11 protein-coding genes are annotated in these 13,453 nt (G+C 59.7%); 4 read left to right on the top strand and 7 right to left on the bottom strand.

Translation table 11 applies throughout. From position 1 onward, the window contains the following. Nucleotides 1-32 precede the first annotated feature (32 nt). The 7 genes from EXY20_RS01945 to EXY20_RS01915 all read right to left on the bottom strand — a co-directional run bounded on the left by EXY20_RS01945 (nucleotide 33) and on the right by EXY20_RS01915 (nucleotide 8,921). Nucleotides 33-1,763 carry a dihydroxy-acid dehydratase gene (locus EXY20_RS01945; RefSeq protein ID WP_235885308.1) on the bottom strand — a complete coding sequence of 577 codons (1,731 nt, stop codon included), beginning with the start codon at nucleotides 1,761-1,763 and terminating at the stop codon, nucleotides 33-35. A 172-nt stretch (nucleotides 1,764-1,935) separates the two neighbouring features. Further along, nucleotides 1,936-3,345 carry an NADP-dependent phosphogluconate dehydrogenase gene (gndA, locus tag EXY20_RS01940; RefSeq protein WP_135547037.1) on the bottom strand — a complete coding sequence of 470 codons (1,410 nt, stop codon included), beginning with the start codon at nucleotides 3,343-3,345 and terminating at the stop codon, nucleotides 1,936-1,938. A 191-nt stretch (nucleotides 3,346-3,536) separates the two neighbouring features. Continuing rightward, a complete protein-coding gene (locus EXY20_RS01935) occupies nucleotides 3,537-4,307 on the bottom strand; it encodes an SDR family oxidoreductase (protein ID WP_135547035.1) in 771 nt (256 codons plus the stop codon). A gap of 29 nt (nucleotides 4,308-4,336) precedes the next feature. After that, nucleotides 4,337-5,878 (bottom strand): gluconokinase, encoded by a 1,542-nt coding sequence (locus EXY20_RS01930; RefSeq protein ID WP_135547033.1) that lies wholly within the window; start codon nucleotides 5,876-5,878, stop codon nucleotides 4,337-4,339. Next, nucleotides 5,875-7,146 (bottom strand): nickel pincer cofactor-dependent isomerase, group 22, encoded by a 1,272-nt coding sequence (locus tag EXY20_RS01925; protein WP_135547031.1) that lies wholly within the window; start codon nucleotides 7,144-7,146, stop codon nucleotides 5,875-5,877. Before EXY20_RS01925 ends, EXY20_RS01930 begins: the two co-directional genes overlap by 4 nt. Nucleotides 7,147-7,170: 24 nt before the next feature. Further along, nucleotides 7,171-8,181, bottom strand: a complete 1,011-nt coding sequence (locus EXY20_RS01920; RefSeq protein ID WP_135547676.1) for a LacI family DNA-binding transcriptional regulator — start codon at nucleotides 8,179-8,181, stop codon at nucleotides 7,171-7,173. A gap of 143 nt (nucleotides 8,182-8,324) precedes the next feature. Beyond that, nucleotides 8,325-8,921: a hypothetical protein gene (locus EXY20_RS01915; RefSeq protein WP_135547029.1), complete on the bottom strand. Its 597-nt coding sequence runs from the start codon at nucleotides 8,919-8,921 to the stop codon at nucleotides 8,325-8,327. Nucleotides 8,922-9,232: 311 nt separating this feature from the next. Between EXY20_RS01915 and EXY20_RS01910 the strand changes: the two genes are divergently transcribed. The 4 genes from EXY20_RS01910 (at nucleotide 9,233) to EXY20_RS01895 (ending at nucleotide 12,827) form a co-directional block, all read left to right on the top strand. Next, entirely contained in the window at nucleotides 9,233-9,865 is a 633-nt protein-coding gene (locus EXY20_RS01910) for a YktB family protein (protein WP_135547027.1), read from the top strand. An 89-nt stretch (nucleotides 9,866-9,954) separates the two neighbouring features. Next, the gene (locus tag EXY20_RS01905) at nucleotides 9,955-10,623 is read left to right on the top strand and encodes a hypothetical protein (protein ID WP_135547025.1); all 669 of its coding nucleotides are present in this window, start codon (nucleotides 9,955-9,957) and stop codon (nucleotides 10,621-10,623) included. Between the two features lie 96 nt (nucleotides 10,624-10,719). Beyond that, complete coding sequence (locus EXY20_RS01900) at nucleotides 10,720-11,400, top strand: response regulator transcription factor (protein WP_135547674.1); 681 nt, start codon at nucleotides 10,720-10,722, stop codon at nucleotides 11,398-11,400. Continuing rightward, nucleotides 11,397-12,827, top strand: a complete 1,431-nt coding sequence (locus EXY20_RS01895; RefSeq protein WP_135547022.1) for a sensor histidine kinase — start codon at nucleotides 11,397-11,399, stop codon at nucleotides 12,825-12,827. Before EXY20_RS01900 ends, EXY20_RS01895 begins: the two co-directional genes overlap by 4 nt. Nucleotides 12,828-13,453 lie beyond the last annotated feature (626 nt).

The following is a 13,453-nucleotide window of genomic DNA, read 5'->3' as shown; positions in this document are numbered from 1 at the left end:
TCTCCTCGTTTTACTCTGGATGAATCAACGTGTTATCCCCTGCCGACGATCGGCGGCACGAACGCCGCTTCCTCCTTGTTCGCCGGGCGCAGTACGTCCAGATCGCAGCCTTCGTGCGCCTGCTGCGCATGTTCGGCGAACAGCCGCGGATAGCCGCGTTTGTGCCGCGACGCGGGACGCCGCCAGGCGGCCAGCCGGTTTGCCAGCTCGTTCTCGTCCAAGTCCAGATGGAGCGTGCCCGCTTCCATGTCCACTTCGATCCAGTCGCCGTCCCGCACGACGGCAAGCGGACCGCCAACGGCCGCTTCCGGCGACACATGCAGAATAACGGCGCCATAACTCGTGCCGCTCATACGCCCGTCGCTGATGCGAACCATGTCGCGTACGCCCTGGCGCAGCAGCTTGGCCGGAATCGGAATCGAGCCCCATTCCGGCATGCCCATGGCTACCGGGCCGCAATGTTTTAGCACGAGCACGCTCGAGGCATCGGCTTCCAGCTCGTCCGTGTCGATGCGCGCCAGCATGTCCTCGTAGTCCTCGAACACGACAGCCTTGCCGCGATGCCGCATCAGATCGGGCGACAGCGCCGACGGCTTGACGACGGCGCCGTTCGGCGCCAGGTTGCCGCGAAGTACCGCCAAGCCGGAGCGCCGCTTGAACGGTTCGGCCAATGTGCCGATCACATCGTCCTCATAAGCGGCGTACAAGTCGCCGCCGTAGATGCGTCCGATCGTTTCGCCGGTAGCGCCGAGGCAATCAGTTTCGAGCTGCGGCAACAAGTTGTGGATGACGCGGCGCAAGCCCCCGGCTTTGTGAAAATCGTCCATGCTGTGCGTTCCGCTCGGCTGCAGATTGACGATGAGCGGCACCTCGCGCGACAGATCGTCGTACCGCTGCAGCGGGATGTCGATGCCGAGCCGGCCGGCGATTGCGGTAAGATGGATCGCCGCATTCGTCGAGCCGCCGATTGCGGCAAGCAGCCGGATCGTGTTGCGGAAAGCCGCTTCCGTCATCAGCTTCGACGGCGTCAGCTCCTCCCGCACCATTTCGACAATACGCTTGCCCGTGTGCTCCGCCGCCAGCTTGCGGCGCGCGTCAGTCGCCGGAATGCTCGACGTGCCGGGCAGCATCATGCCAAGCATCTCCGACATGCTCTTCATCGTCGATGCCGTACCCATGACCGGGCAGCCGCCCAGGCTGCACGAAATCGACTTCTCCAGCTCCTGCCACTCTTCTTCGGTCAGCAGGCCGGCCTTGTAGTCGTCCGAGTATTTCCACAGATCGGTGCCGTAATTGACCGTGCGGCCGCGGAAGCTGCCCGAGCTGCGGTGGCCGGCAGCCAGCTGCAGCGTCGGCAAATCGCAGCTGGCGGCGCCCATCAGTTGGCCAGGCACCGACTTGTCGCATTCGCACAGCAAAACGACGCCGTCGATCGGCTGCGAACGGACGCTTTCCTCGACGTCCATCGAGAGCAGGTTGCGATACGGCAAGTCGGACGGCTTCATAAAATCGGCAGGCGTCGAAATCGTATTCATTTCGATCGGATAACCGCCGGCAAGCAGCACGCCCCGTTTGACATACTCGACCAATTCCTTGTGCGGAGCGTTGCAGCTGTTGAAATCATTAAGTGCATTAAATATGCCGATAATCGGCTTGCCGACGAACGAATTCGGGTCGTGGCCCATCGCCCGCATCGCCGTGCGGTGTTGGAACCGCAGCTCCGCATTGTCGTTTTCGAACCATTCGCTGCTGCGCAGTTTCACGTCCATGCCCCCATATCGTTCGTCCCTTTAATTGGTTCAATTTGTTGAATATGAATCACTATATTGATTCTATCACGATTTTATCCCAATCACACTCGGGGGTCAATTCGTTTTTCCAAAGCAAAAAAGAAAAAAGTCCCTTCACAAGGAAGGGACTTCAACAGGCAAACTATTATTCCATCCATTGAAAATGGAACGTACCCTCGCGGTCGACACGCTGGAACGTATGCGCGCCGAAGTAATCGCGCTGTGCCTGCAGCAGGTTCGCCGGCAGCCGTTCGGTGCGATAGCTGTCGTAATACGCCAGCGCCGAAGCGAAGCACGGCACCGGGACACCGCGGGAAACGGCGACGGACACGACTTCGCGCCAGGCGTCCTGATAGCCGGTGACTACGTTCTTGAAATAGTCGTCAAGCAGCAGGTTGCGCAGCTCCGGGTTGCGGTCGTAAGCGTCCTTGATGTTCTGCAGGAAGCGGGCGCGGATGATGCAGCCGCCGCGGAAAATCATCGCGATATTGCCGTACTTGAGATCCCAGCCGTACTGCACCGAAGCCGCGCGCATTTGCGCGAAGCCTTGCGCGTATGAGCAAATTTTGCTCGCGTACAGCGCCTTGCGCACCGCTTCGATGAACGCCGCGCGGTCGCCGTCAAACGGCTTCGCCTGCGGGCCGCCGAGCAGCTTGCTCGCTTGCACGCGTTCTTCCTTCATCGCCGAGATGAAGCGCGCGAATACCGACTCCGTAATGATCGACAGCGGCACGCCGAGATCGAGCGCGCTTTGGCTTGTCCACTTGCCGGTGCCCTTCTGGCCGGCCGAATCGAGAATGACGTCGACCATCGGCTTGCCGGTTTCCGGATCTTTTTTGGCGAAAATGTCGGTGGTGATTTCGATCAGGTAGCTGTCAAGCTCGCCCTTGTTCCATTCGCCGAATATTTGATGCAGCTCTTCGCTGTCCACGCCGAGCACGTCTTTCAGCAGTTGGTACGCTTCGCAGATGAGCTGCATGTCGCCGTATTCGATGCCGTTGTGCACCATCTTCACGTAGTGGCCGGCGCCGTCCGGTCCGATGTACGTGCAGCACGGATCGTCGCCGACTTTGGCGGAAATCGCCGTCAGCATCGGCTCGACCAGCTTGTAGGCGTCTTCCTGGCCGCCCGGCATGATCGCCGGCCCTTTCAGCGCGCCTTCTTCGCCGCCGGAAACGCCGGTGCCGATGAAGCGGATGCCCTTATCCTCGAGCGCCTTGTTGCGGCGCTGCGTATCCGGGAAATAGGCGTTGCCGCCGTCGATCAGAATGTCGCCCTTCGCCAGATGCGGCACGATTTGATCGATCATCGCGTCGGTAGGTTCGCCCGCCTTGACCATAATCAAAATTTTGCGCGGCACTTCCAGGGAACCGACAAACTCTTCCATACTGAACGTGCCGATCAGCCGTTTGCCCGGATTTTCATTCAAAATTTCATGCGTTTTCTCCGGCGAACGGTTGAACACCGATACGTGGAAACCTCTGCTTTCCAAGTTGAGCGCCAAGTTTTTGCCCATTACCGCAAGCCCGACGACACCGATTTGCCCTTTAGCCATGTTGCTGAACTCCACTCCTTCGAACGAATTCATTTGTCCATAACGACCATTACCGCATTGGGCCGCTTCCCAGGTCCAATCGGCATTGATTTTCACCGCTTGCGCCGAGCCTTCCTCGCTGATTTGCTTCGAAAATAAAATCATTATAACGCGATTGCGGCGTTTCTGCCAAATGAAACCTGATGCGGCGATTAGATGGTGATCGAGCCAAAACCGCCGTCGACGCGCAGCAGCGTGCCGGTCACGAAGCCGGAAGCGCGGCCGGAGGCCAAATAAACCGCCGCCCCTTGCAGCTCCGACGCTTCGCCGAACCGCCCCATCGGGGTGTGGCGCATGATGCTTTCCACCCGCTCCGGCGACAAAATTTTGCGGTTCTGCTCCGCCGGGAAGAAACCCGGAATGATCGCGTTGACGCGCACCCGGTCGGGAGCAAATTCGCGCGCAAGGTATTTGGTCACGTTGTTGACCGCGGCCTTCGACGCCGAATACGTAAACACGCGGGACAGCGGCGGGTCGGACGACACCGACGAAATGTTGATGATGCTGCCGCCTTCGCCCTGCTCGATCATCCGTTTGCCGAATACCTGGCAGGCGAGCACAACGCTCTTCAGGTTGACGTCCATGATGCGGTCCCATTCTTCCATTGTCAGCTCGAAGAACGGCGTGGCGCTGTTTGTGCCCGGGCAGTTCATCAGAATATCGACGCGTCCGGTCCAGGTGAGCACGTCGGCCAGCAGCGCGCGCAAATCTTCCTCTTTCGTCGCCTCGGCAAAAAACGCTTTGGCCGTCCCCCCTGCCTGCGCGATTTCCGCTACGACCGCTTCGCATTTCTCCATGTTGCGGCCGACGATCGCCACGCTGGCGCCGTAAGCGCCGAGCGCCGCCGCCATCGAACCGCCCAGCGTGCTGTTGCCGCCGATGACGACTGCCGTTTGACCGGTCAAATCGAATAAATTGTGCATCCGTTTCTCCTCCATGATCGTCAAAAATGTCAATGCCGCTGCTGAAACGCCGCAATGGCGTCAAAATCGCCGCGCAACTGCTGATAGACGTTCGCATAAATCGCGGTAAGCTCCGTATACACCGCATGGTTGGCCGTGTCCGGCTCATGCCTCGTGCCCGTGCGTACCCAATCGTGCACGCCGGCAAAATCGGCGATTTCGCCCATGGCGAGCAGCCCGAGCTGGGCCGCGCCGAGCCCCGAGCTTTCGATTGCGTCCGGCACCGTCACCGGCGTGCCGGTCACGTCCGCCATCATCTGGCGCCACAGCACCGAACGGGCAAAGCCGCCGGAAGCGCGAATTTCCCGCGCCGATCCGGACAGTTCCGCCAGCGCCGCGGCAACTGAATGGATGCGGTACACGACGCCTTCGAGCACGGCGCGGATCATGTGCCGCTTCTCGTGCACGAGCGACAGCCCGAAAAACACGCCGCGCGCATTGGCGTTCCAATAAGGCGCCCGTTCGCCGGCCAGCAGCGGCATAAAAATGAGCCCGTTCGATCCCGCGTCGACGCCGGCAGCAATTTGCGCCAGATGGTCGTACGGATCGACGCCCATCCGCCGCGCTTCTTCGGCTTCCAGCGTCGCCAGCTGGTCGCGCACCCAGCGGAACATGATGCCGCCGTTGTTGATCGCGCCGCCGATCACCCAGAACTTGTCCGTCAGCGCATAGCAGAACAGCCGGCCCTGCGGGTCGGTGAGCGGCTTGTCCACCACGCCGCGCACGGCGCCGCTCGTGCCGATCGACACGGCGAACACGCCCGGCTCGAAGGCGCCGGAGCCGAGGCTCGCCAGCACGCCGTCAGAGGCGCCGAGCACGAACGGCGTGTCCGCAGCCAGCCCCATCGCCGCAGCGAGGTCCGGACGCAGCCCTGCCATCCGGTGCGTCGTCGGCACCGGGCGCGACAACCGCTCGGCGTCGATGCCGGCAAGCGCCAGCGCGTTCGCGTCCCAGTCAAGCGCCTGAAGGTTGAACAAGCCGGTGCAGCTGGCCAGCGAATAATCGATCGCGTATTCGCCGAACAGCTTGGCAAAAACAAATTCCTTAATGCCGATAAATTTATATGCCGCTAAGAAAATTGCCGGATCGTGCTCTTTCATCCACATCAGCTTGAGCAGCGGCGACATCGGATGAATCGGCGTGCCGGTCGCCATGTAGATCGCCCGACCGTTCCGCTCGCGGTTGACGAGGTCGGCGTACGCCGCGCTGCGGTTGTCCGCCCACGTGATGCACGGCGTCAGCGGTTCGCCGGCCGCGTCAACCGCGATCAGGCTGTGCATCGCCGAGCTGAACGATACGCACAGCACCTGGGACGGCAGCACCGCCGCTTTGCGCACGACGGCGCCGATGCCTTCCACGACAGCCTCGTACAGCTGCCGCGGGTCCTGCTCGGCGCGGTCCGGCTTCGGCGTATGCAGCGGGTATTCGATCGCATGCGAGGCGAGCACGCGGCCTTCGCGATCGATGACAAGCGTTTTCGTGCTGGTCGTGCCGATATCGGCGGCAACGACGTATGGCTTGCTTCCGTTCATGCAAACAAATTCCCTTCGCTGTCGAATGGTAAGTCGTACGGCTCCGTCAAAATCTCGATCTGCCCGTGCTGCCGGGCTTCCTCCAGCATGTTGACGGAAATTTCGATTTCGCCGAGATGCAGCGTGTCCTTGATCCGCACCAGCCGGCATTTCGTATAGTCGAGAATGTTGCACGTCTTGATAGCCGCTTGGAACGCGTATTGCTGGTTTTCGAGCACGGTGGCCAGCTTCGTCGGCGCGCAGACGGTCGATGTCAGGCCGTTGGCGTACATGACCGCGAAGTCGGTTTTGTCCGCCAGCCGCTGCGTCGTAAAATCGGCGGTGCCGACGCCGTTGGCGTTGCCTTTCGTTTCTTTGGTCAAGTCGAGCACGACCATCTTGGACACGTCGGGTCCGCCGTGCGCGTAAGGCGTCGGAAAGCGGCCGGTAATGTTCGGATCCATGCCGTCGCCGCTGATGTTTTTGCCGATGTAATCGATCACGAGCACGTCGATTTGCGGGAACAAAATTTGCGGCAGCCGCGCTTTCGCTTCATCCAGCAGCTCGCGCTCCCTCGCCTCGATGCGGTCCGGCAGCAACACTTCTACGCGACACGTTTCGTCGTAGGCGTTTTCGACCAGCGCGATGCCGTAGACGATCGGCAGCTTCGCCAGCATAATGCGCGCCATCGCCGGCACGTTTTCGGCCATGTATTTGAAACCGAGCTGGTGGCACGCTTCCGCGCCCTTCTGTTTGCCGAGGCCGATGGCGATCATTTTCATCACGCCGCTTTCGACCGGCCCGCGAAATGCCGTATGCGGCTTGACGCGGTTGATTACGACGATCGCGTCGGCTTCCGACGCGAGCTTGTCGACGTATACCGGCAGCCCGTTCGGCAGTTCGTCAAGCTTCACCACTTCCATGGAAGAGCGAATCGGCGCGCCAACCGTTTCTTCCGTTACGCCCAGATGGTGCAGCACCTCGCGCTGCCCTTCCGCTGTCGCTCCGCCATGGCTGCCCATGCAAGGCACGATGAACGGCTCGCCGCCGGCCGCCTTCACCGCATCGACCGTCGTTTTCGTGAAGGCGGCGATATTCGCCACGCCCCGACTGCCGACGGCAATCGCCACGCTTTGGCCCGGCTTGATGCTGCCGGCCACTTCCGGCTTCCGCAGCTCCTTCGCCAGTTCGCCTGCCGGATCAGCCAATTTGTCCGCGTCGAACCGCTGGCGGATGCGCACCATCTGCGGGATCGGAATGTCCTGCAGCAATGTCCGCAAAATGCTCATTACGATTGCCTCCCTGTTCTCTTGTTATCGCCCGCTGTAAGTCTTTACCGACTCGCGGAGCACCAGTTCCGTCTCCAAATAAATCGCCGTATCGGCCGCATGCTTGCGCTCGATCAGCTCCAACAGACAAGCGGCGCCCTGCTGGCTGATGGCGCGGATCGGGCGGCGCACCGTCGTCAGCGCCGGCGACAGGTAGCCGGAGAAGACATTATCGTCAAAGCCCGCGACCGACATGTCGTCCGGCAGCTTAAGCCCCGCTTCCTGCGCCGCGCGCATCGCCCCGACGGCCATTTCGTCGTTGGCGCAGAACACGGCCGTCGGCAGCGGGCTGGCCGCCAGCAGCTTGCGCATCGCCAAGTAGCCGCTTTCCGGATCGTACCGGCCCTGCTGGCGGTAGTCCGGCGGCGCGGTCAAGCCATGGGCGGCAAGCGCCTGCAAATAGCCGGCTTTCCGCTCCTGCGACGATTGGAAGCCTTCGCGGCCTTCAATAATAGCGATGCGCTTGTGCCCGCAGCCGATCAGATGCTCGACCAGGCGAAACGCTCCTTCCTTGTCGTCGGAAAGCACGTTGACCGTGCCTTTCGCCCGGCCAAGCCGGCGGTTGAGCACCGCATGCGGGATGTGCGCTTCGCGCAAATAGCGAATGAAAGCGTCGTCCGCCGCGCTTTGGCTCATGATGATGACGCCGTCGAAGCTTTTTTTCGTGATCGCGCCGTAATCGCCGTAATCGTCGATCGCCCGCACGACCAGGTTGTAGCTGTCCTTGATGACCGCGTTTACGCCGCCGACCGTCTCATAGAAAAAAGCCGGCGACGTCGAATTGCCGAGCGTCGTAAAAAACAGGCCGATGTTGTACGTGCGGCCTTTCACCAAACTTTTGGCGCGAATGTTCGGGATGTAGTGCAAACTGCTGGCGATCGAGCGGATGCGTTCCTTCGTTTCCGGATTGATCAGCGGACTATCGTTCAGCGCCCGCGACACCGTCGTATGCGACACGTTCGCCTGGCGGGCAATATCTTTGATCGTCACGCTCATCTCGTTCACCTCGGCATCATCATACCACAGCTTTGCACACGTTAACAATGCAGCTTTCTCCGAATGATCCCCTTCTATTTCGCCGCCGGCAACAAAAAAACCTCCCCGGCCGAGGAGGTCCGCATGTTCAATTATTCGGCACGCTACAGTTCGAGCTTGAGCATTTCCTGGCGCAGTTCTTCGAGCTTCGCCTTGCTGGCCGCGATGTCGGCCGCGCTTCCGCTGCGCATCGCTTCATGCAGCGTGGCCAGCTCGTAGTCCAGCTCCATCCGCAGCACCGGAATCCGCTCTTCGATCCGCTTCGCCTTCAGCGCGCGCATAATTTCTTCCGTCGTAAAAACCGGCTCCCGCTGGAACAATATTTTGTGCTCGACGCCGGAAATTTCCACCATGCGGATAATTTCGCCGAACATAATGTTTTCGATCAGAATCTGTCTGTCGCGAAACCTCTTGACGACGGCGTGGCCGCGCGTGTCGCCGATCATCTTCTCCATCAGCTCTGCCAGCTTCTCGTCCTTGAAGGAGTAATTGCCGATAATTTTGAACCGGTCGCCGATCCGTTGAAACTTTAATTTCACCAGCTTGCGGCCGGTGCGCACGGAAATGATGAATTGTTGGTCGCTTTCATTCCAATAAAGGGAAAAGCCTTCCTGAATCAAAATTTTGATGAATTGTCGGATTAGCCGGCGGTCGAACCGCAGCTCCAGGTTGCAATATTCCACTTCATGACTTTTGCTCACGGCGATCCCTCCTTGAAACATGTGACCGGGCATATTTACTGAATGTTCAGACAACTTATTTTACTCCTATCTTATTATGAATCATATGTTTTCGCAACTTGGATTATGGATTATTTTTAGCAAATTGTGCTCCCGCGGCCGCCTGCAGGTCAAGCGTTCGTCCGACAGCCCGGCTTGTCTGCGCCAACCTCCCGCAACTGCTTGCAGACGGCTTATTCCCATGGTTAAACTATGTTATAATTCGGTAATCGAAGTCAAAATAATGTTGCAATCCCCCTGCGAAACAGGGAACAGGAAAGAGGAACGTTGGCATGAGCGTACAAGGATTTGCCCCGCAGGATTTTGCCGTTTTTACGATCGACGGCCTGGCGCCCCGCATGGAAGCGTTGCGCGAACGGATCCAGCCGAAATTCCGCCTGCTCGGCGACGAGCTGCGCGCCGATCTGTCCGCCCAGGCCGGCCACGAGCTGCATGTCCATATCGCGCAGCATTTGCGCCGCACGACGAATCCGCCGAAAGACACCTGGATGGCATTCGCCCCCGGCAAACGCGGCTACAAGATGCTGCCCCACTTCCAGATCGGTTTGTTCGACGACCACTTGTTCCTCTGGTTCGCGCTCATTTACGAGCTGCCGGAGAAAGCGGCGATCGCCGGACGCCTGCTGCGCGGCGTGCGCAAGCTGAAGGCGCTTGTGCCGGACGATTACGTCATTTCGCTTGACCATACGAAAAAAGACCATTATCGAGCCGGCGACTGGAAAGAGCGCGACTGGCGCGCCGCGCTGGAACGACTGCGCGATGTGCGCAGCGCCGAATTTCTCGTCGGCCGTCATCTGCAGCCGGACGATCCGCGCGTTGCCGACGGGCAGTCGCTGGCCGAGCTTGCGCGGGAGACATTTGCCGTGCTGATGCCGTTCTACGAAACGGCCGTTGCCGCCCGTTAATTTCTAATCTCTTTTTAAGGAAACAATTACTAAAAATCGTTGTTGCGGTGCACACTAAACGGGACTCTTGGAAAAGGATGGTGTTTCCGTTGAAATCCCGCACGTACCGTACATTGGCCACGCTTTACCTCGCCGCATCGCTTGCGATCGGCATCCCGTCCGCTATCGGCTCCGTATTTGCAGATGACGCGGCGCAAGGCCCAAGCGTTGGCAAGGAAAAAACGAAAGAAGTGCGCCGCTTCACCTTTATTGAAGACGCTGCCGGCATTATCGGCGTCAAGCCGGGCGAACTGCGCGCGGCGCTGGACGCCGGCAAAAGCGTCGGCGAAGTGGCGGAAAGCAAAGGCGTGAAACAAGCCGATCTTGTCGCCAAGCTCGTCGCGATGAAAGAGAAACGGCTTGATGCCGCCGTCTCCAAAGGCAAGCTCGACGCGGACAAGGCAGCCCGCATCAAGAAGCATTTGCCGGAGCGGCTCGCGAAGCTGGTCGCGCACCAAGGACCGCTGCCGGACGTCAAGCCGGGCGACAAGTTCGGCCACCACTACGGCGCGGCGATGCTGCCGCCGCAAAGACTGGCCGAGCTGATCGGCATCAGCCAGGAGCAGCTGCAAAGCGAACTCAAGTCCGGCAAGTCGCTGGCCGAAATCGCCGCCGCGCGCGGCATCGACAAGCAGCAGCTGGTCGCCAAGCTGAAGGACGAGCTCACGCCCATGCTGGAGAAAGCGGTCGAACGCAAGCGCGACTTGCGGGAATCGTAAGCCGGCCGCTCGGACCGAAGATTTGCATCACGTGTCGACAGGCTGCTTCGCCAAGGCGAAGCAGCTTTGTCGCGAAATGCGGAGGGGAAACGCATGATGGAGCCGAACCGGATCTTGATTATCGAAGACGAAGCGCCTCTGGCGCGCTTCCTGCAGTTGGAGCTGGAGCACGAAGGCTTCCATGTGACGGTTGTCCATGACGGCGAACGAGGCCTGGAGCTGGCGCTGGCCGAACGGTTCGACACGATCGTACTTGACCGGATGCTGCCGCGCATGGATGGTGTCGAAGTATGCCGGCGGCTGCGCCGCGACAAAACGACGCCGGTCATTATGCTGACCGCGCGCGCGTCCGTGAGAGATCGCGTCGAAGGGCTCGATTGCGGCGCCGACGACTACGTGACCAAACCTTTTGCAATCGAGGAAGTGATCGCGCGCATTCGATCGATCCAGCGGCGGACCGCGGAAACGGTCAAAACCGTGTTCCGCATTCACGACCTCGAGTTGGACCCGGATGCGCATCTCGTCACGCGTGCCGGCCAAACGATCGAACTGTCGACCCGGGAATACGATTTGCTGAAATATATGTTCGAGCACCGCGAAGTGGTATTGAACCGGGAGACGCTGCTGCAGCATGTTTGGGGCTTTTCGTTTGCCGGCGGCACGAACGTCGTCGACGTATACATCCGTTATTTGCGCGCCAAAATCGACGATCCGCACGAGGTCAAGCTGATCCACACCGTGCGCGGATACGGTTATGTGCTGCGTGACAAGTCATGATCCGCTTCTCCCGGCAATCGTTCAAATGGCGGACAACGCTGCTGATCGCGGCGGCAATTTCGATCATCTTGCTGCTGGCGCTCAGTTTTGTTTACTTTACGTTCAAGGGCATGGAAGAACGCAACGAGAAACAGCTGCTCAAGCTGCGCATCGAGCAATTCGTCGACAGCCTGCGCAAAGACCCGCGGCGGGCGATCGCCTCCTTCGCCGAAGACCTCGAACGCGACCAATATATCCGCATCCGCGACGGCACAGGCCGCATCCTGTACGAGAAAGGGTTTCATTTTCCTGCCGAATGGCTGCCGACCGTCGATCCGACAACGCTGCGCAAGGAAGACGGCTCCCAGGAGGACGAGTACCGCTCCAATGGCAAACGCATCTTTTTTGCCGTCGTCCAGGGGAAGAACGTCAGCCAGGGCCAGCCGATGCTGATGATCGAGCTATACGAAAATGCGCAGAAGCTGATGCAATTGACCAAATTTATGCGCAACCTGCTGTTGTTCAGCGGCATTGGCGGCATCGTGTTTGCGGCGGCGATCTCGTATTTTGTGGCGAGCGCGTCGATTCGGCCGGTTGGCAACATTACCCGGCGCATTCGCGAAATGGACGTGAATGCCTTGCACCAGCGCATCCCGCTGCCCAAATCGAAAGACGAGCTGTTCGAAATGACGGTAACGCTGAACGGCTTGCTGAACCGGATCGATCACGGCTTCCAGCAGCAGAAGCAGTTCGTCGCCGACGCTTCGCACGAGCTGCGAACGCCGCTGACGATCATCGAAGGCCATGCCAACATGATTCGTCGCTGGGGCCGCACGTCGCCGGCTGTCATCGACGAGTCGCTGGCCTATATTTTGCAGGAATCGAATCGGCTCCGCCTGCTTACCGACCAATTGCTGCAGGTGGCGATGCTCGATGAAGGCGACAATCCTTCCGATCCGGGCGAAATCGAACCGCCGGTTGCCGACGCCGTCGAGGTCGTCCAATCGGTCACCAAGCAGGCCGGCTTGCTGCACAGCGGCATCCCGGTGCGCGAGCTTTTCGGCGATACGCCGGTGCCGGTGCGCATTTCCGAAGCGGATCTGCGCCAAGCCGTGCTGAACGTCGTGCATAATGCGATCAAATTTACGCCGGTAGGCGGCGAAGTGCTGGTGACGCTTGCCGTCGATGCGGACCATGCGAATCTGGAAGTTCGCGATACCGGCATCGGCATTGCGGAGGACGAACTGCCGCATTTGTTCGAACGCTTCTACCGCGCGGACCGATCGCGCAACCGCGAATCCGGAGGCTCCGGGCTTGGCCTTGCGATCACGAAACAACTTGTCGAACGAGCCGGCGGCACCATCAACATCGACAGCGAGCCAGGCGTCGGCACGACGGTCACGATCCGTTTGCTGCTCTCCCCCGCTTCGGACTTACCCAACGCTTGACCGCATGCGCAAGAAAAACCTCTTTCCGGCGAAACCGGCTCCCGCTGCGCGCGAGGGTTGGTATTCCGATCGCTTCTTGTTTTCCGGATTCCTTTAAACAATCAAGATCGGGAAGGGAATCCGGAAAACAAAGGCGAACGCTGCATAGGTTTCCGAAGCCGCTTTCTTGCAGAAATCGCTCAGCTTCTCCCTCCCCCTCCGCCCCAATGTTATCAGGATACGCGACAGTAACTGCCCCCCTTCTGACCTTCCAGGCCATGCTAAAGCGGCCATCTGAATTACGTGTTTGCAGGTTGTCCTAATGACTCTGGTTGGCGCGGCGGCGAATGTGCATATATTCGGCAGCATGGGGAGAAAAGAGGAGTGAGGGGACGGTAGTCAACTGAAGGATGTGTTTGCTGGCTATCCCGTCGGCTCAAGTTGGAGTTTATATGCATCGAGTTAGTTTGATGCTATACCTGAATGGTGTCCGTGCATAGTAGAGGATACCTTGCTTAGGATGGGAGAAAAGTTGTTGATGCTTAAGATTGAGTCAAGGGGATAACGGGCAGAAAGGAAGTTCCGGGGAGGGCCACCCCCGTTCCAGTCTGAGCGAAGGGGATAGCGAGCAGAAAGGGATTCCGGAG

It is taken from the genome of Paenibacillus cymbidii, assembly GCF_004764705.1.
GTDB lineage: Bacteria > Bacillota > Bacilli > Paenibacillales > NBRC-103111 > Paenibacillus_AN > Paenibacillus_AN cymbidii.
The sequence above is the reverse complement of the archived record's forward strand: the minus strand, read 5'-3'. Positions and strand labels throughout refer to the sequence as shown.

Coding starts and splice junctions, on each gene's coding strand:
- EXY20_RS01895 (WP_135547022.1), top strand. CDS start 11,397: ATGATCCGCTTCTCCCGGCAATCGTTCAAATGGCGGACAACGCTGCTG.
- EXY20_RS01900 (WP_135547674.1), top strand. CDS start 10,720: ATGGAGCCGAACCGGATCTTGATTATCGAAGACGAAGCGCCTCTGGCG.
- EXY20_RS01935 (WP_135547035.1), bottom strand. CDS start 4,307: ATGCACAATTTATTCGATTTGACCGGTCAAACGGCAGTCGTCATCGGC.
- gndA (WP_135547037.1), bottom strand. CDS start 3,345: ATGGCTAAAGGGCAAATCGGTGTCGTCGGGCTTGCGGTAATGGGCAAA.
- EXY20_RS01920 (WP_135547676.1), bottom strand. CDS start 8,181: ATGAGCGTGACGATCAAAGATATTGCCCGCCAGGCGAACGTGTCGCAT.
- EXY20_RS01910 (WP_135547027.1), top strand. CDS start 9,233: ATGAGCGTACAAGGATTTGCCCCGCAGGATTTTGCCGTTTTTACGATC.
- EXY20_RS01925 (WP_135547031.1), bottom strand. CDS start 7,146: ATGAGCATTTTGCGGACATTGCTGCAGGACATTCCGATCCCGCAGATG.
- EXY20_RS01930 (WP_135547033.1), bottom strand. CDS start 5,878: ATGAACGGAAGCAAGCCATACGTCGTTGCCGCCGATATCGGCACGACC.